This window comes from Chryseobacterium sp. StRB126 (genome assembly GCF_000829375.1).
Lineage (GTDB): Bacteria > Bacteroidota > Bacteroidia > Flavobacteriales > Weeksellaceae > Chryseobacterium.
In genome coordinates this window covers 1582348-1598440 of sequence record NZ_AP014624.1, presented here as the reverse complement: position 1 = coordinate 1598440, position 16093 = coordinate 1582348, and the positions used below count along the sequence as shown (strand labels likewise).

At 35.6% G+C, this 16093-nt stretch carries 14 protein-coding genes; 8 read left to right on the top strand and 6 right to left on the bottom strand.

All coding sequences use genetic code 11. The features are described from left to right. Nucleotides 1-5: 5 nt before the first annotated feature. Nucleotides 6-1787, bottom strand: coding sequence for a histidine kinase (locus tag CHSO_RS07270; protein WP_232509161.1), 1782 nt, complete (start codon nucleotides 1785-1787; stop codon nucleotides 6-8). A gap of 993 nt (nucleotides 1788-2780) precedes the next feature. On the opposite strand from CHSO_RS07270, the gene CHSO_RS07265 reads away from it, so the two are divergent. The 3 genes from CHSO_RS07265 to CHSO_RS07255 all read left to right on the top strand — a co-directional run bounded on the left by CHSO_RS07265 (nucleotide 2781) and on the right by CHSO_RS07255 (nucleotide 6476). Further along, nucleotides 2781-3455: an SIMPL domain-containing protein gene (locus tag CHSO_RS07265; RefSeq protein ID WP_045494217.1), complete on the top strand. Its 675-nt coding sequence runs from the start codon at nucleotides 2781-2783 to the stop codon at nucleotides 3453-3455. 216 nt (nucleotides 3456-3671) lie between these two features. After that, nucleotides 3672-5270: a DUF4139 domain-containing protein gene (locus tag CHSO_RS24920; protein ID WP_052480518.1), complete on the top strand. Its 1599-nt coding sequence runs from the start codon at nucleotides 3672-3674 to the stop codon at nucleotides 5268-5270. 18 nt (nucleotides 5271-5288) lie between these two features. Beyond that, on the top strand, nucleotides 5289-6476 hold the full coding sequence (locus tag CHSO_RS07255; RefSeq protein WP_045494214.1) for a VWA domain-containing protein: 1188 nt from the start codon (nucleotides 5289-5291) through the stop codon (nucleotides 6474-6476). Between the two features lie 145 nt (nucleotides 6477-6621). On the opposite strand, the gene CHSO_RS07250 is transcribed toward CHSO_RS07255, so the two are convergent. Next, a complete protein-coding gene (locus tag CHSO_RS07250) occupies nucleotides 6622-7827 on the bottom strand; it encodes an NAD(P)/FAD-dependent oxidoreductase (RefSeq protein ID WP_045494211.1) in 1206 nt (401 codons plus the stop codon). 115 nt (nucleotides 7828-7942) lie between these two features. Here CHSO_RS07250 and CHSO_RS07245 point away from each other — a divergent pair, with 115 nt between their 5' ends. Both CHSO_RS07245 and CHSO_RS07240 read left to right on the top strand, forming a co-directional pair. Continuing rightward, nucleotides 7943-8323 (top strand): STAS/SEC14 domain-containing protein, encoded by a 381-nt coding sequence (locus CHSO_RS07245; RefSeq protein WP_045502089.1) that lies wholly within the window; start codon nucleotides 7943-7945, stop codon nucleotides 8321-8323. Between the two features lie 176 nt (nucleotides 8324-8499). Beyond that, nucleotides 8500-8844 carry a mannan-binding lectin gene (locus CHSO_RS07240; protein ID WP_045494208.1) on the top strand — a complete coding sequence of 115 codons (345 nt, stop codon included), beginning with the start codon at nucleotides 8500-8502 and terminating at the stop codon, nucleotides 8842-8844. A 146-nt stretch (nucleotides 8845-8990) separates the two neighbouring features. Here the strand turns inward: CHSO_RS07240 and CHSO_RS07235 are convergent, their stop codons facing one another. Continuing rightward, a complete protein-coding gene (locus tag CHSO_RS07235) occupies nucleotides 8991-10193 on the bottom strand; it encodes an MFS transporter (protein WP_171817616.1) in 1203 nt (400 codons plus the stop codon). 177 nt (nucleotides 10194-10370) lie between these two features. Here CHSO_RS07235 and CHSO_RS07230 point away from each other — a divergent pair, with 177 nt between their 5' ends. Beyond that, nucleotides 10371-11276 carry an AraC family transcriptional regulator gene (locus CHSO_RS07230; RefSeq protein ID WP_045494205.1) on the top strand — a complete coding sequence of 302 codons (906 nt, stop codon included), beginning with the start codon at nucleotides 10371-10373 and terminating at the stop codon, nucleotides 11274-11276. Nucleotides 11277-11536: 260 nt separating this feature from the next. On the opposite strand, the gene lipA is transcribed toward CHSO_RS07230, so the two are convergent. After that, complete coding sequence (gene lipA, locus CHSO_RS07225; RefSeq protein ID WP_045494196.1) at nucleotides 11537-12403, bottom strand: lipoyl synthase; 867 nt, start codon at nucleotides 12401-12403, stop codon at nucleotides 11537-11539. A 107-nt stretch (nucleotides 12404-12510) separates the two neighbouring features. On the opposite strand from lipA, the gene CHSO_RS07220 reads away from it, so the two are divergent. Then, entirely contained in the window at nucleotides 12511-13140 is a 630-nt protein-coding gene (locus tag CHSO_RS07220) for a hypothetical protein (RefSeq protein ID WP_045494193.1), read from the top strand. Between the two features lie 253 nt (nucleotides 13141-13393). On the opposite strand, the gene CHSO_RS07215 is transcribed toward CHSO_RS07220, so the two are convergent. Further along, nucleotides 13394-13954, bottom strand: coding sequence for an RNA polymerase sigma factor (locus CHSO_RS07215; protein ID WP_045494190.1), 561 nt, complete (start codon nucleotides 13952-13954; stop codon nucleotides 13394-13396). A 210-nt stretch (nucleotides 13955-14164) separates the two neighbouring features. Here CHSO_RS07215 and tyrS point away from each other — a divergent pair, with 210 nt between their 5' ends. Then, nucleotides 14165-15460, top strand: a complete 1296-nt coding sequence (gene tyrS / locus CHSO_RS07210; protein WP_045494187.1) for a tyrosine--tRNA ligase — start codon at nucleotides 14165-14167, stop codon at nucleotides 15458-15460. Between the two features lie 75 nt (nucleotides 15461-15535). Here tyrS and CHSO_RS07205 read toward each other — a convergent pair whose 3' ends face one another. Continuing rightward, nucleotides 15536-15958, bottom strand: a complete 423-nt coding sequence (locus CHSO_RS07205) for a hypothetical protein (RefSeq protein WP_045494184.1) — start codon at nucleotides 15956-15958, stop codon at nucleotides 15536-15538. Between the last annotated feature and the right edge of the window lie 135 nt (nucleotides 15959-16093).

Here is a 16093-nt window from a genome sequence, read left to right as displayed (position 1 = left end):
TGTTTTTATAGCAGATTAATTTGAATAGTGACCAAAACACCACTGTTATTCTCTTTATCCTTTACAGAGCAGGTAATATTCTTTTTGTACAGATCATTCAGCAGCTGAATTCTTTCCAGAGTATTTTTCATGCCTCTTCCCTCGCGGGTTTTCTGATGTTGGGTTTTCTGTTTTTTACTTTCTTCAATTCCTATTCCGTTGTCTTCAATAATGATCTTTAATTGTTGTTCATTTTTCTCGAAGCTTAATTTTAACAACCCTTTTTCTGTTCTGTAACGCAGTCCGTGCCAGATAGCATTTTCAAGAAAAGGTTGTACAAGCATTCCTGGAACCTGCAAATTTTGAAGATTTAAACTTTCATCTACATCAATTTCGTAATCAAATTTATCCGCAAAACGTGTTTTTTCCAGAGCAAGATAATTCTGTAACAGATCCAATTCCTGTTGGAAAGGAATAAAGTCATCAGTAGAGTTTTCCATTACCCCTCGCATCAGTTTTGAAAACTTCGTCAGGTATTGATTGGCTTCCAGTTCATTATTTGTAGCAATAAAGTGATTAACACTATTTAGGCTGTTAAAAATAAAGTGGGGATTCATCTCCCGTCTGAGAGACTGAAGAGCTATTTTTTTATTTTTGATCTGAACTTTCTTCAAGGTTCTGAAAATGAAAATAACCAGACTGGTCAGCAGAATCAAAGCTCCAATTAAACCATAATTAAAGACATTTTTCTTACGGATAAGCTCGTCCTTTAGCTCTTTTTCCTTCTCCAGCTGAGAAATTCTCTGTTCCGTATCTTCCAGAATCTTATTATCTATCAGACTTCTGTCTTTGGAAACCAGATTCGGAAGTTTTCCCAGAAAGTCTCTGTACAACTGAACTGAAGCATCAACATTTCCTGAGATGGCATACAAACTATCCAGTTTTTTCACACTCTTCTGAGCTTCCAACGTATGGCCTTTATCCAAAGCAATCCCGTACGCATTCTTCAATAAATCTACAGCTTCTTTCGGATCATTCTTTTTAATATAAATATCTGCCAACTCCTGAATCTGATTCACTTTTTCCTGTGAATTTTCCTTGACAAAATTTTCCTTTAAAACTTTCTTTTTGGCTTCAATGGCTTTATCAAAGTTTTTATTTTCCACATAAAGATTGGCCAGCTTCTGATTAATTTCCAGAGCTTGCTGAGGAGCTTCTTTTTTAGAAATTTTATAAGCTGCATTGAGGTTTTCTGCAGCTTTGGCAACATCTTTCTGCTGAATATTGATATCTGCCAATTGACTATATCCTGCTGCAACATCAGCCTGCTCATTTTCCTTTTTGCTTATATTAATATTATTCTGAATGGCTTCTGCCTTCACTTCAGGTGCAGGAGAAGAAAGCCTTGCAGCATCATTTGAATTAACGGCCCTGCTTTTTGTACTATAAGACATCTCTGCCGCCATGCTATAATTACTGATGGCAGGTGTTATTTTATTTTGTTTTTCCTGTGATTGGGCTAGTTTTCGGGTAACAGATTCCAGATTTTTTTTATCGTTAAGTTTTTGATACAGAGCTTTTGCTTTCACAAGATACTCTTCACTTTTGGCATAATTTCCCTGATTGTAATAATCGGTGGCCATTCCCACATACGTATCAGCAACTCCTTTATCATCATTTTTATCTACGGCTTTCTTCAATTTTGCAGCAGATTTAACTGCTTGGGAAACCTTCGTAGTATCCTGTGCTGAGAAGTAATTTCCCACCATCAATATTGAAATAAACAGTATTTTAAAAACTAATTTCACGGATTTCAAATCTTTAATGCAAAGTAAGTAAAACTTTATTGATCAACTTCTATCCTTCACCAAGTGAAAATATAATTTCACCAAGTTGGTCATCATTAATTTTTTGAGTTGATAATATTTTGAATTATTTAAGCGCTGAGCTTCGCAAGGACATTATATATAATATTTTCCGTTCGCAGAGGCGCTAACGCTCAGCAAATGAAAACTGATTATGTACATTGCTGAATGAAATGCCCTTGCGAACGGAATATTTAGCATAACTATCATCTACCCTTTGCGATTCTTAGCGTTATTAAATTATTTATAGCAAATAGGAATATGTACCGTTCTTCAATTGATGATTTAACGCAAGGGCTCGCAAGGACATTATATATAATATTTTCCGTTCGCAGAGGCGCTAGCACTCAGCAAATGAAAACTAACAATATACATAGCTGAATGAAATGCCCTTGCGAACGGAAATATCCAGCACAGCTTTCATCCACCCTTTGCGATTCTTAGCGTTATTAAATTATTTATAGCAAATAGGAATAAGTACCATTCTTCAATTGATGATTTAACGCAAGGGCTCGCAAGGACATTTATTAGATATAATATTTTTACGTTCGCAGAGGTGCTAACGCTCAGCAAATGAAAACTGATTATGTACATTGCTGAATGAAATGCCCTTGCGAACGGAATATTTCGCATAACTATCATCTACTCTTTGCGATTCTTAGCGTTATTAAATTATTTATAGCAAATAGGAATATGTACCGTTCTTCAATTGATGATTTAACACAAGGGCTCGCAAGGACATTTATTAGATATAATATTTTTAGCGTTATTAAATAATTTGGATCGAAAACTTAAAGTTAAAATATCATTGATTAAATAAAAGTTCCATTTTATCCCATCTCACCAAGTGAAAGTTCCATTTCACCAAGTCTCCCGATTTTCAGCATCAGATCGAACTAATTTTACATCAGAATTTAAAAGTAAAAACAAGAAATTATGAAATTGAAACATTTTTTAGTAATCGGAATTTTAACGCTGGGAAGTTTTGTAAACGCTCAGGAAGTAAAGAAAAACGCAATTGAAGTAACAGGGGTTGCAGAAATGGAAGTAGAACCGGATGAAGTAACCTTCAGCATCGGAATAAAAGGTGATAACAAAAATGATCTGGCAGACAATGAAAAGAAGATGTTTGATATCTTAAAGAATGCAGGAGTAAAGAACGAAGATATCAAGTTTAAATCTTCATACCAGAACATTTACGCCAAAAACGGAAAGTTTTCTAAGAACTATGTATTTAAAGCCAGTGCAAAATCAAACCTTAACAAAATCTTTGAAGACCTGAACCAGAAATGGGTAAGCAACCTGAGCATCTCCGAAGTAAAGAACACCAAGATTGCAGATTTCAGAAAAGCAGTAAAGATCAATGCTTTAAAAGCGGCGAAAGAAAAGGCCGATTATCTGTTGGAAAGCATGGGCAAAAAAGTAGGGAATGTTCTGGAAATTGTTGAGATTGAAGATTACACCAGCGACACCGTGATGCCAGTTGCCTACAAAGGTAGAATGAGCAATGCACAGCTTGAAATGGCAGATGCTCCGGTAGACATGTCTTTTGACAACATCGAAAACATCAAGTTAAAATATAGTATCAAAACGAGATACGAAATCCTTTAAAATAACAGATTTAAGAGAGGCTGCCCTATTTTTGGCAGCCTTTTTTGTTTTTGTTGGGCCCCGGATGCCTCCAGATTTACAAAAGGCATTCGTGTCAAAAAAGAATAGAAAATAGGTGGTTAGCCATTCACCAAGTGAAAATCTCTCTTCACCAAGTATCCCCAATTTCAGGTTTAAATACGGGTAATTTTACTTTATAATTTAAAATAATAGACGATGAAACGCTATCTTTTAATCACAATATTTTCAGTAGTTTTCTTCAAGGCACAGGAAATAAAGAAGGAAATTGAAGTAAAGCAGGCTACGGTATTTCTTCAGGGAGCAAAAGTGTTCGGAAATACTAATATTACTCTTCAGAAGGGACGTAATATGGTAAGAATTATCAATCTTCCCAATAATCTGGATGAAAATACCTACAAAATCAATCTTGAAAAAAATACCACACTCCTTTCCATCACTCCTCAAAGTAATTTTTTGAAGGAAGATCAGCTTTCTGACAGTGAAATGAAACTGGATAATGAAAGAAAAAAGCTTCAGAGACAGGTAAGTCTGTTAAACATTCAGATTAAAAACCTTAGCGGAGAACAGAATATCATCAATGATAATTTAAAAGTTTCCACCAATGATAAATCTACTCCACAGGAACAGCTGATTAAGCTTACTGAGTTTTACAGAAAAAGAATGCTGGAAATCGACAACCAGGTATTTGTACTGAATGAACAGAAAGCAACACTGGATGAAAGTATTGCTAAACTTAATAAACAATCCGGTGAGGAACAGACTCATAAAAATACCAACAGAAAAGAGTTACTGCTTGAAATTTTGGCAGATAATGATACAAACCTAAGTCTGGGAGTTAGCTATATTGTTTCTGATGCGGGATGGATTCCATCTTACGATCTTCGTGCCGAATCTGCAAAGAAGCCTCTTGAAATGATTTATAAAGGCAAGATCTACCAAAAAACAGGACAGGATTGGAAAAATATAAAATTGTTTGTATCTACTTACAGACCGTCATATAATCAGGACAGACCTATTCTTTCCCCATTGTATGTTGCAGAATACACTGTTCATAATCCAATATTGGAAGTTGCCGATTACAGGTCTAAAAAAGAATCTGCACTGATGAATGTCTACCAGATGAGACAGGACATCGCTGCAAAACCAAGCCAGATTCCAATTGCTTCGGTTTCTGATAACCAGATGAATGTACTTTATGAACTGAATTACAATCAGACAATTCTAAGTCAGGAAAAAGAACAATACGTTATTCTGGATAAAAAACAGATTGATGCCACCTACAAATACCATACAGTTCCAAAACTTAACAATCAGGTATTCCTGATGGCTTTTGTAAAAAACTGGCAGAACCTCAACCTGATTAATGGCGAAGCGAACATCTATTTTGAAGATAATTATATCGGAAAAACCAATATTGCCAGCAATTATGTGAAGGATGAGTTTCCGATTTCTCTTGGAGTGGATGAAAGAATTACGGTAAAAAGAATCAAACTGGAAGATAAGGCCTCTCAGAAATCTATGAGTTCCAATAAATGGGAAACTGAAGCTTATCAGATCAGCATCAGAAACAATACCAAAGAAAGTATTGAACTGGAAGTGCTGGATCAACTTCCGATCAGTGAAAACTCCAAAATTGCAGTGAAAGCTATAGAAACTGGTGGTGGCAACCTTGATGAAAAAACCGGAAGTATTCTTTGGAACAAAAACATAGGCTCCGGTGGTTCTGAAAAGATCAATTTCTCTTATGAAGTCAAATATCCGAAAGAGATGCAGATTCAATATTACAGCAGATAACCTATAAAAAATAATAATATGACAACTTTGAAAATCTTAGCCATTGCAGCAGCTCTTTTAAACTCTGGTACAGCTCCGGCCATCCGCTGCTCAAAAAGTGAAACTGGAAACCCAAACATAACGGTACAAAGAGCTTCCGTATCCCGTGTAAATACAACATCAAAGGACAATAAAATCCAGGTGGCTCTTTTGCTTGATACTTCCAACAGTATGGATGGATTAATTGACCAGGCAAAATCAAGACTCTGGAACATCGTGAATACATTAACCACATTAAAGTATAATGGCCAGGCTCCACAAGTTGAAATTGCCCTTTATGAATATGGAAACGATGGGATCCGGGATGAAAACTATATCCGTCAGGTGACCCCTCTTACTCAGGACCTTGACCTTGTTTCTGAAAAGCTATTCGCCTTAAGAACTAATGGCGGAAGTGAATATTGTGGTGCAGTCATTCGTGATGCTTCTGCCAATCTGAACTGGGACGGCAATGAGAAAAGTATGAAACTGATTTATATTGCGGGTAATGAGCCTTTCAACCAAGGAAAAATTGATTACAAAGAGGTCATCTCAAAAGCAAAGAGTAAAAATATTTATACCAATACCATTTACTGTGGAAGCCGGGAAGAAGGAATTCAGGATTTCTGGCAGAAAGGCGCAACAACAGGTGGTGGAAAATACTTTAATATCGACAGTGATAAAAAGGTGATTTATATTGAAACACCATATGATATCAGGATTTCCGAATATAACACTAAACTGAATGACACCTATATTTACTATGGAAATCACGGTTCTGAATATAAGATGAAACAAATTACTCAGGATAAAAATGCAGAGGTACAATCGGTTTCCAATCTTGTAGAAAGAACGGTTTCCAAGTCTAAAAAGAATGCTTATAAAAACGAACATTGGGATCTGATAGACAAAGCTGAAAAAGATGACAGCTTTATTGCCAACATGAAAGCAAGTGAGCTTCCTGAGGAACTGAAAGGAAAAAGCAAGGAAGAGATAAAAAAAGCAGTGTCTATAAAATCAGCAGAGCGTGAAAAAATTCAAAGAGAAATTGAAGAACTCTCTAAAAAGCGCCAGACCTACATTGATAATGAAATAAAAAAAAGAGGAACTGATGATTCTGATGATCTTGGAAAAGCCATTGAAAGCTCTATACAGGAACTGGCGAAGAAAAATGGATATAGTTTGTAAAAATCCCAATTACAACAAGGCTTACCCTTTAAATATTCTTAAGCAGTAAACCTTATGAAAATAAATTACACTTAAGTTTTGAAAACCTTTGTTTTCAGCTTAAGTGTAATTATTTATTTGTATTTGTTCATGATTAAAGAACCTTCTATCGTCCAAATTTAAAATATTGAGACAATGGATGTTTTTTCCCCTTCATAAACAAAGAAGCCATCTCCATCCCGGTTACTGAAAAAGTAATTCCGTTTCCTCCAAAGCCCAATACAAAGTAAGAGTTCTTGAATTTTTGATGTTCCCCGATATAAGGAAGTCCGTCTTTTGTTTCTCCAAAAGTTCCAGCCCACACAAAATCTGGATAGAAATGATAATCAGGCTTTATCTTCTTTAAACTCTTTATAATTTCTTTTTCTTTTTTGTTGAGAATCGCATCCCTTTTCTCAGCACCATAAAAATCTTCATCTCCACCACCAATCAATAATCTGCCATCATCTGTAGTCCGCATATAGAGGTAAGGATCATCGGTATTCCAGACTAAAGTACTGGTGATATTTTTAAATTTATCATGATCTACTTCAGAAACCACAGCATAGGTACTTTTCAGATTAACGAAATTCTCTTTCAGCAGAGTTTTGCTTTCATAGCCTATACAATAAATTATTTTCTTCGCCCTGATTTGAAAACCATTATCAACTTTAGCAATATTGAAGCCTTTATGATACTCTACTTCTGTCATTTCAGTTTTATCAAAGATTTTCAATCCTTTTCTTACATTGTGTTTACACAGTTCATGAGCAAACTGAAAGGCATCAATACTGGCTCCCTGTTTTGATACAATACCACCATAAGTATTTTCAAATCCAAATGTCTCCAAAACCTGATCTGCATTCAGCCATTGAACTTTAAATCCGGCATTTTTTCTGGCTTCATATTCTTTCTTCAACCATTCAGCATCTTTCTTTTTCGAAGCAAAATACAGTGATTTTTTACGTTTGAATCCCGCTTTGGGACGTATTTTTCTTACAAGTGTTTCTAGAATATCAATGGCATCTGAACAAGCTTTATAACTTGCAACAGCTCCTTTCTTTCCTATTTTTTCTATTAATTCATAAAGTGGAACATCTATTTCGTACTGCAGCATTGAAGTGGTTGCAGAGGTACTTCCATTACAAAGCTCACGCTTATCAATGAGGATTGTTTCATAGCCATCCTTTACCATTTGGTGGGCAATAAGACTTCCTGTAATTCCGCCGCCTATGATTAAGACATCACAGCTTTCCTCTGATTTTAAAGAAGGATAAGTAGCCATCAGTCCGTTTTTTAAAAGCCAAAAAGGTTCATTTGATTTGAGATCCATATTGATATTTTATATTAAAAATAACAATTTTTATACCTGTTTTAACAATTTTTGATGAATGTATGGTTTAATTATTGTTGCTTTATTAAAATCCAACCCTCATAAAATATTCACTATGATAACAATTATTCCAGAAGCTCCGGAGAATGTTGCGGCATTCAGTGCAACGGGGGAAGTAACGAAAGAAGATTTTGAAAAACTGGTAATTCCGCGTGTGAAAGAGAAAGTAGACGAATTTGGTGAGCTGAATTACTTACTGTATTTGGATACCGATCTGGATAAGTTTACCATGGGAGCATGGCTTGAAGATCTCCTGCTAGGATTAAAAAATCTTGCAAAATGGAATCGGACCGCTATTGTTACAGATAAAAAAGCAGTACAGAACTTTACGGATATTTTCAGTGTTCTGATGCCGGGAGAATTTAAATCTTTCCCAAAAGAAAATTTATACAATGCACTTTACTGGTGCAAAAATGGCAATGAGGTGGAAGTTTAATCAACCTCATAAAACAACGAAAGGCTGTCTTAAAAGGCAGTCTTTTTTTGTTTTCTAAATTAATAAATATTAAATAGATAGGTAAAAACACCTAATTATAAATTTGGCACATTCTACTGTAATTATTTCTCTTTATCGTGAGTACATTTGTAATGTTAACCCATAAAACTTACACCATGTCAACATTTAAAACAAACATTATTGCAGGACCACTTTGGAGCAACGATGAAGCACAAAAATTAGGACCACGTATTGCTGCGGCACACTTAGGAAAATTTACAGGACAATGGACTACCATTGTAGAAGGACAAATGAGCGTTATAGAAGTTGAATTAAACGCTCAGCCAACAGGCAGCACAGAATATACTTTAGACGTTTTAGCCGGCCCAATCTGGAGCAACGAAGACGCTAAAGAGATCTGCCCTTCTATCTGTGCATCTTATGGAGGTAGGTGGAACGGACAATGGACAACAGTTGTAGAAGGCAAAATGAGCGTTTGCGGCTGTGTATTTAAATTCTAATCAGAATCAATCAATGTATTAATTTAAAAAGCTGTCTCAAAAGTCTATTTTTGACTTTGGGACAGCCTTTTTTATGCTTACCTATTTGTATTCTCACAGATGACAATTCTCTGTAATCTATGCTTAATTTTTATAACTATACGTTTCTATTTATCACACGAAACACATTCTACAGCCGCTTCATCTTTATTTGCCGTTTGTGAACCATACAGATACATATATCTTACACTAATTACAAATCCGATAAAGGTCATCCCTACTCCTACTAGCGATGGATAGTTGAACGGCAAGCCATATTCTAAAGGAATTCCACCAAAAAAAGCCCCCATTGCATTCGCAATATTAAATCCTGCCTGCATAAAAGCTGCGGCCATCATTTCACTTTTCGGAGCTGCTTTCATCATCATAATATTAATAGGGGCAGCAATTGACATGGATAAGGCTCCACACATAAATGTCAATAGGAAAGCAATATTCTGATGTTCTGAAAGTAAAAATACCCCTACCAGTGAGATCATCATTAAAAAGATCAGAAGTGCACAGGTTTTCTCAGGCCCTAATTTATCTGAAATAATCCCTCCCGCAAGGTTACCTACCACCATTCCGGCTCCGGCAAGGACCATTACATATGCCATTTGGCTGCTATCAACTCCGGAAATTCCGGTCATTAAAGGGGTGATATAGCTCAACCATGTGAAAAGACCTCCAAATCCAATCGCTGTAATTCCTAATACCAGCCATGATTGTTTCTTTTTCAAGAATTGTAATTCATCCATAAAATGGGTATTTTGATTAGCCTCAATTGATGGGAGCCATAATTTTAAAAATAATAGAGCAAAAACACCAATCAAAGCGACAATAGCAAAATATAGTCTCCAATGGAAGACATGTCCAATATAAGTTACCAAAGGAACCATCACCAGATTGGCTACGGTTAGCCCTGTGAACATCATGGATATATAAAAGGCTTCCTTCCCTTTTCCTGCCATTTTAGCAGCCACTACTGTTCCTACTCCAAAGAAAGCTCCGTGAGGAAGCCCAGACATGAATCTGATGATCAGCATTGTTCCATAGTTGGGAGCTATGGCAGAAAGGGCATTAAATAAAGTAAACAGAATCATAAAAGCAATCAACACTTTTTTAGGAGGATACTTTACTGAATATCCAATCAAAAGCGGTGCTCCGATTACCACTCCCATTGCATAAGCAGAAATCAGATGCCCTGCTTGCGGAATTGTAATTTCCAATGTTTTTGCGATGTCCGGCAACAACCCCATAACGGTAAACTCGGTAGTTCCTATTCCCAATCCGCCAATCGCCAGCGGTATTATTCTTTTATCAATCTTCATTGTCTGTTCTTTTCTGAATTAATATCTTGAAATTAAAAATGGTGAGCCATCTTTATTTTTGAAAGTGCAAAATTCGAAAGAAAGATTGGATTTCACACCTCTTTGAATGATAAAAATTTGCTCCATATTAACCTTTTTGTTTAATTTTAACTCTACAAACAATCAAAACAGAACAAAATGAAGATTCAGAAAGAAACGATAGCGTTTGAAAAGGGGAAATCTTTCAAGATATTTGCTCCCAGTCTGAAAAATTGTTTTTTCTGGCATTATCACCCTGAAATAGAACTGGTATATGTAGAAGCATCCAACGGAATCCGACATGTTGGAAAAAATATTTCAGGATTTACAGACAGTGAATTACTGCTTATCGGTGCCAATGTTCCTCATCTTAATTTTGATTATGGGATACAGACGGAATGTAAACAACTCGTATTGCAAATACGGGAAAATTTTCTTCAGGATATCATTATTCCTGTTCCTGAATTTGAGAATATTAAAAATCTTTTGGAACATTCTTACCTTGGATTATCTTTCTCCGGAGAAACCAAAAATATTGTTGTTGAAAAACTTCAGCTTCTTAAGGAAAAAAACTCTTTTGAATCATTAATGGGATTAATTGAAATCTTGCAAATTATGGCCAGTTCTAAAGAAGTACAAGAGCTTAATAAAGAAGATACGAGAATCAAATGGTTCCTGAATGATAAGATCAGAATGGGAACGATTTACGATTACATTCATGAAAATCACGATAAAAAACCTAATGTGAATGAGATTGCCCAGATTGTCAGTTTAAGTACTCCTGCTTTCTGTCGTTATTTTAAAAAGCAAACTAATATGACATTCACCGATTTTGTTAATAATTACAGAATCAATCAGGCTAAAATTTATCTGTTAAAAGATTCTTCTGTAACGGAGGTTTGTTTTCAGGTGGGGTTTGAAAGTCTTTCCTATTTTAACAAACTCTTCAAACAACATACAGGGGAAACGCCTTCAGAATTCAAGAAAAAGCATTTCAAACCTATTGAAATTAATGGGCGAATCGGGGTAATTAACAGGGAATCTTCTTGTAATAAATCGTTTTAATTGTCTCGCTGATTTTATGGGCTTAAAAGTTTATTATTCCCACTGATAGCACAGATTTTCACAGATGATTCCTGGTAATTTTTATATTGGAGCGTAAACCACCCCGTCAAAAATTCTAAGAATTTTTGCCACCCTCCGGAAGAGGGGAATGATGGAAGCCATTCCTTATTGATTTTGGTTAAAACAGTTCCTAAGCACCACCCTATTACCTATTACCTATCCTAAAAAAAATAACCGCCCATTGCTAAGCGGTTTGTATTTTAATGAATATGTTTTTCTGCGTGGTAAGAACTTCTTACTAGAGGTGAACTTTCAACATGTCTGAAACCTAAGCTTCTTGCAAAGTCTCCCAGTTCATCAAATTCTTCCGGAGTAATGAATCTCTTTACAGGAAGATGTTTTTTGGTTGGCTGCAGGTATTGTCCAAGAGTGATAACATCTACATTGGCATTTCGGATGTCTTCAATTGTCTGGAAAACCTCATCTTTAGTTTCCCCTAAACCAAGCATCACCCCTGTTTTGGTTCTTCTTTGTCCCGCTTCTTTTAAATATCTTAAAACCTCAAGGCTTCTTTCATATTTGGCCTGAATTCTCACTTCTCTGGTCAAACGTTTTACAGTCTCCATGTTGTGAGAGATTACTTCCGGAGCAACATCTACCAATCTGTCAATATGTTTGGTGATTCCCTGGAAATCCGGAATTAGGGTTTCCATCGTTGTTCCCGGAGAGATTCTTCTTACAGCATTTACAGTTTCTGCCCAAAGGATAGATCCCATATCTTTAATATCATCACGGTCTACAGAAGTAAGAACTGCATGTTTGATCTTCATTAATTTGATCGAACGCGCCACTTTTTCAGGTTCATCCCAGTTGACATCAAGCGGTTTTCCTGTTTTTACTCCACAGAATCCACAGCTTCTTGTACAGATATTTCCTAAAATCATGAACGTTGCCGTACCTTCTCCCCAGCACTCCCCCATATTCGGGCAGCTTCCGCTTTGGCAAATGGTGTTTAATTTATATTTATCAACCAAAGTCCTCAATTCTCTGTAGTTCTTTCCGGTAGGAAGTTTTACACGAATCCATTTTGGTTTTTGAACGGTAGTATCTTGAACTAAATTCTCCATTTATTTCTCAAATTGAGGTTCAAAGTTAGTGATTTTTTTATCGAAACAATCAAACACAGATATTGATGAAACATATAATTTTGTAATTTCAAAACTCAAAATATTTTATGAAGACCATATTCTGCATCTTATCACTTATTTCCAGCACCTTTTGTTGGGCTCAAAAAGAATTTCAGCCAAAAGGTTCCACCATCCTGCAAACTGTGGATGGAGATCTTGATGGAGATCAAATTCCTGAAAAAGTAATCGTTTACAATACAAAAGACCCAGGTGAACTGGGTGATCTCCGTGAAATTCAGATCCTGAAAAAAGTGAATGGTCAATGGACGATCCTTGAAAGATCTATGAATGCCATTCTTGATAGTGAATCCGGAGGTATTATGGGTGATCCTTATTCTGGAACCAGCATAGAGAAAGGAATTCTGATTATTAACCATTTCGGTGGCAGCAGCTGGAAATGGGCCTATACTGATAAGTACAGATATCAAAACGGGCATTTTGAATTGATAGGACATACTTCAAGCTCGGGAAGACCGGGAGATTATATCAAAAATGTAGATTTTAATCTTTCTACCGGACAGATTAATTTCAAGAATGATGTTGATGATACTAAAGAATATGGGCCTTCTCAAAAAGAAACATACATTAAAAAGGGAGTCAAGATCAATCTTCAGAACAGAAATGATAAAAGTGTGAAAATCATACTTCCTAAAACCAAACAGGAAATTTTCCTGTAACCAGCTACTAATAAGTATTCTGCTAATTAAACATTTTATTATCACCTATGTGCCCTTTAGTTTAAAGGCCAGATATTAGATATCTTATTCGTGCATTAAATATTCTATTTTAAAATGATTTTGAGGTTTCTAATGTCATCTGCATGATCTGCTAAATCAGCGAGAAATAAATAGTATTCAATTTTATCGGAGATAAAATCTTTGAGTCTTAGATATAGTATATTTAGCATCTTTGCGTTTTCCAACCACATTCTTAGTTATCTTCAAACTCATTATTCTTAAGCAATTCAGCAAGAACCTTTTTAGCACGCATCACACGAACTTTTGTGTTAGCAACAGAAATACCTAATTCTTCTGCAATTTCCTTGATGCTTTTTTCTTCAAAAAACCTCAGCTTAATGATGTCCTGATAATTGGCATCCAGAGATTCAATGGTTTTAATGATTTTCTTTTGCTCTTCTTTAGAGATTAAAAGTTCTTCAGGGGATTTTGCATATTGATTTTTAACCTCATCAAGATTTTCAACGGCGTCTTCATTTTCACGACTCTTTTTTCTCCAAAAATCGATAACAGTATTCTGAGCAATGGTTAGAATCCATGTTTTAAACTGAAAATGCGGATCGAACATATCCAATTTCGATAATACTTTGGAAAAAACATTCACAGTGATCTCATCGGCATCATTTTCATCTTTCACTTTTTTCATTACAAAAGAGAAAACATCCACCCAAAAAACATTAATGAGTTTAGTCTGGGCCTTCTGATCTTTATCTTTGGCCTTTTGAATGAGGAGAAATAGCTGTTCGTCGTTCATTAATAACAAATATAGAATATTTGGGTTGAAAATGCAAAGCTGAATCAGCTATCAATCGTGAATTTTGCCTCGTAAGTGAATAGCCAATCAGAGAAAGTTATTCATTTTATTTATAATTTCAATCCTTTTCCTATTTCCCTTCTTCTCCTTTTCACTTTATACTTTTGAATTTATTATCTTTGCAACTTAAAATTTTAAAGAAAAAAATCAATGAATTCCTTTATAGAAGAACTGAAATGGCGTGGTCTGTTTGCTGATATGATGCCTGGAACCGATGAACAACTAAATAAAGAGGTAACTACTGCATATATTGGTTTTGATCCAACGGCCGATTCTTTACATATCGGAAGTCTTATTCAGATAAAAATTTTAGCACACTTTCAACAGCATGGTCACAAACCCATTGCTTTGGTGGGTGGAGCTACAGGAATGATTGGTGATCCATCCGGAAAATCGGCAGAAAGAAACCTTTTGGATGAGGAAACGCTTTTACACTATGTAGATTGCTTGAAAAATCAGCTTTCAAGATTCCTTGATTTTGCAGGAAATGAGCCTAATAAAGCAGAACTGGTCAATAATTACGACTGGATGAAGAATATTTCTTTCCTTGATTTTGCTAAAAATGTCGGGAAGAACATCACCGTTAACTATATGATGGCTAAAGATTCTGTTAAGAAAAGATTTTCGGGAGAATCTGGGGCAGATGGAATGAGTTTTACAGAATTTACATATCAGTTGATTCAGGGATATGATTTCCTTCACTTATATCAAAACAATAATGTAAAGCTTCAGATGGGAGGTTCCGACCAGTGGGGAAATATCACTACAGGAACAGAATTAATCCGTAGAAAAGCTCAGGGTGAAGCATTTGCCTTAACCGTTCCTTTGATTACAAAAGCGGATGGTTCTAAATTCGGAAAATCTGAAAGCGGAGAAAACTATTGGTTAGACAAAAAGAAAACTTCTCCATATAAATTCTACCAATTCTGGCTGAATGCTACTGATGAAGATGCTGAAAGATTTATTAAATTCTATACATTCCTTGGAAAAGAAGAAATTGAAGCTTTAATTGAAGAGCATAAAACAGCAGCCCACGAGAGAAAACTTCAGAAAAGATTAGCTGAAGAAGTAACCGTTTGGGTACACGGAAGAGAAGAATATGAAAAAGCGCTTAAAGCTTCTGAAATTCTTTTCGGACGTTCTACGGCTGAAGATTTGGTGAGCCTTGACGAAGAAACTTTCCTAGAAGTTTTTGATGGGGTTCCACAAAAAGAAGTAGCAAAAGCTGATGTATTAGGCATCAACATTGTGGATCTTCTTTCAGAGAAATCAGGATTCCTGAAATCGAAGAGTGAAGCACAGAGAGAAATCAAAGGAAATTCAATCTCTGTTAACAAACAAAAAGTAAATGATACTTTTACAGCTAATGAGACGGATCTTATTGACAGCAAATTCTTATTGCTTCAAAAGGGTAAGAAGAGTTATTTCATCGTAAAAGTTATTTAATTTTAATACCACATAAAAACCGGCGCCGAGATAAATCTCGGCGCCGGTTTTTTATATTGAAAGTATTATTAGTTTTTAAAATACATAGCTTGCAGAAGCTGATAAATACTGACCACTGGAAGTTCCTTCTTTTTTCAGCTCTCCATCTACCCAGATCTGAACCTTTAAGGTAGAAGATGCATTCGTTCCTACAGCACTTACCGCTACATTCGCATTATAGGCACCTTTTTCTGAAGTAACCTCAGGGCTTGACCACGTTGTTCCGCTAAGGCTGGAAGCAGTAGTTGGGTTACCATCAATTCCATACACTGCTACATCTATATCACTTCCCGCAGAAGCTATCGCTTTAAAAACTACTTTATGACTTTTCCCTGCTCCATTTACGTTAGGAGTATCATCATCATCTTTACTACAAGAGGCTACAAATCCCATTACCATCGTTGCAAGAAGCACTACAAATGTACCTTTCAACAGCTGGTTTATTCTCGCTTTTTTCATAATCTTTTTGTTTAAATTTTAGTTACTTTATTTGATATTCTATGATTAGTGATTCCGTACCTGCAAAGCTATTGGAGTCCTGAAACTTAATCAATCCTGAAAATTGTGTAATTTTTTCTACCTAAATTCAGGTAT

Excerpts from the sequence above, each read along its gene's own strand:
- CHSO_RS07265 (WP_045494217.1), top strand. The coding sequence starts at position 2,781 with ATGAAATTGAAACATTTTTTAGTAATCGGAATTTTAACGCTGGGAAGT.
- CHSO_RS24920 (WP_052480518.1), top strand. The coding sequence starts at position 3,672 with ATGAAACGCTATCTTTTAATCACAATATTTTCAGTAGTTTTCTTCAAG.
- CHSO_RS07255 (WP_045494214.1), top strand. The coding sequence starts at position 5,289 with ATGACAACTTTGAAAATCTTAGCCATTGCAGCAGCTCTTTTAAACTCT.
- CHSO_RS07250 (WP_045494211.1), bottom strand. The coding sequence starts at position 7,827 with ATGGATCTCAAATCAAATGAACCTTTTTGGCTTTTAAAAAACGGACTG.
- CHSO_RS07245 (WP_045502089.1), top strand. The coding sequence starts at position 7,943 with ATGATAACAATTATTCCAGAAGCTCCGGAGAATGTTGCGGCATTCAGT.
- CHSO_RS07240 (WP_045494208.1), top strand. The coding sequence starts at position 8,500 with ATGTCAACATTTAAAACAAACATTATTGCAGGACCACTTTGGAGCAAC.
- CHSO_RS07235 (WP_171817616.1), bottom strand. The coding sequence starts at position 10,193 with ATGAAGATTGATAAAAGAATAATACCGCTGGCGATTGGCGGATTGGGA.
- CHSO_RS07230 (WP_045494205.1), top strand. The coding sequence starts at position 10,371 with ATGAAGATTCAGAAAGAAACGATAGCGTTTGAAAAGGGGAAATCTTTC.
- lipA (WP_045494196.1), bottom strand. The coding sequence starts at position 12,403 with ATGGAGAATTTAGTTCAAGATACTACCGTTCAAAAACCAAAATGGATT.
- CHSO_RS07220 (WP_045494193.1), top strand. The coding sequence starts at position 12,511 with ATGAAGACCATATTCTGCATCTTATCACTTATTTCCAGCACCTTTTGT.
- CHSO_RS07215 (WP_045494190.1), bottom strand. The coding sequence starts at position 13,954 with ATGAACGACGAACAGCTATTTCTCCTCATTCAAAAGGCCAAAGATAAA.
- tyrS (WP_045494187.1), top strand. The coding sequence starts at position 14,165 with ATGAATTCCTTTATAGAAGAACTGAAATGGCGTGGTCTGTTTGCTGAT.
- CHSO_RS07205 (WP_045494184.1), bottom strand. The coding sequence starts at position 15,958 with ATGAAAAAAGCGAGAATAAACCAGCTGTTGAAAGGTACATTTGTAGTG.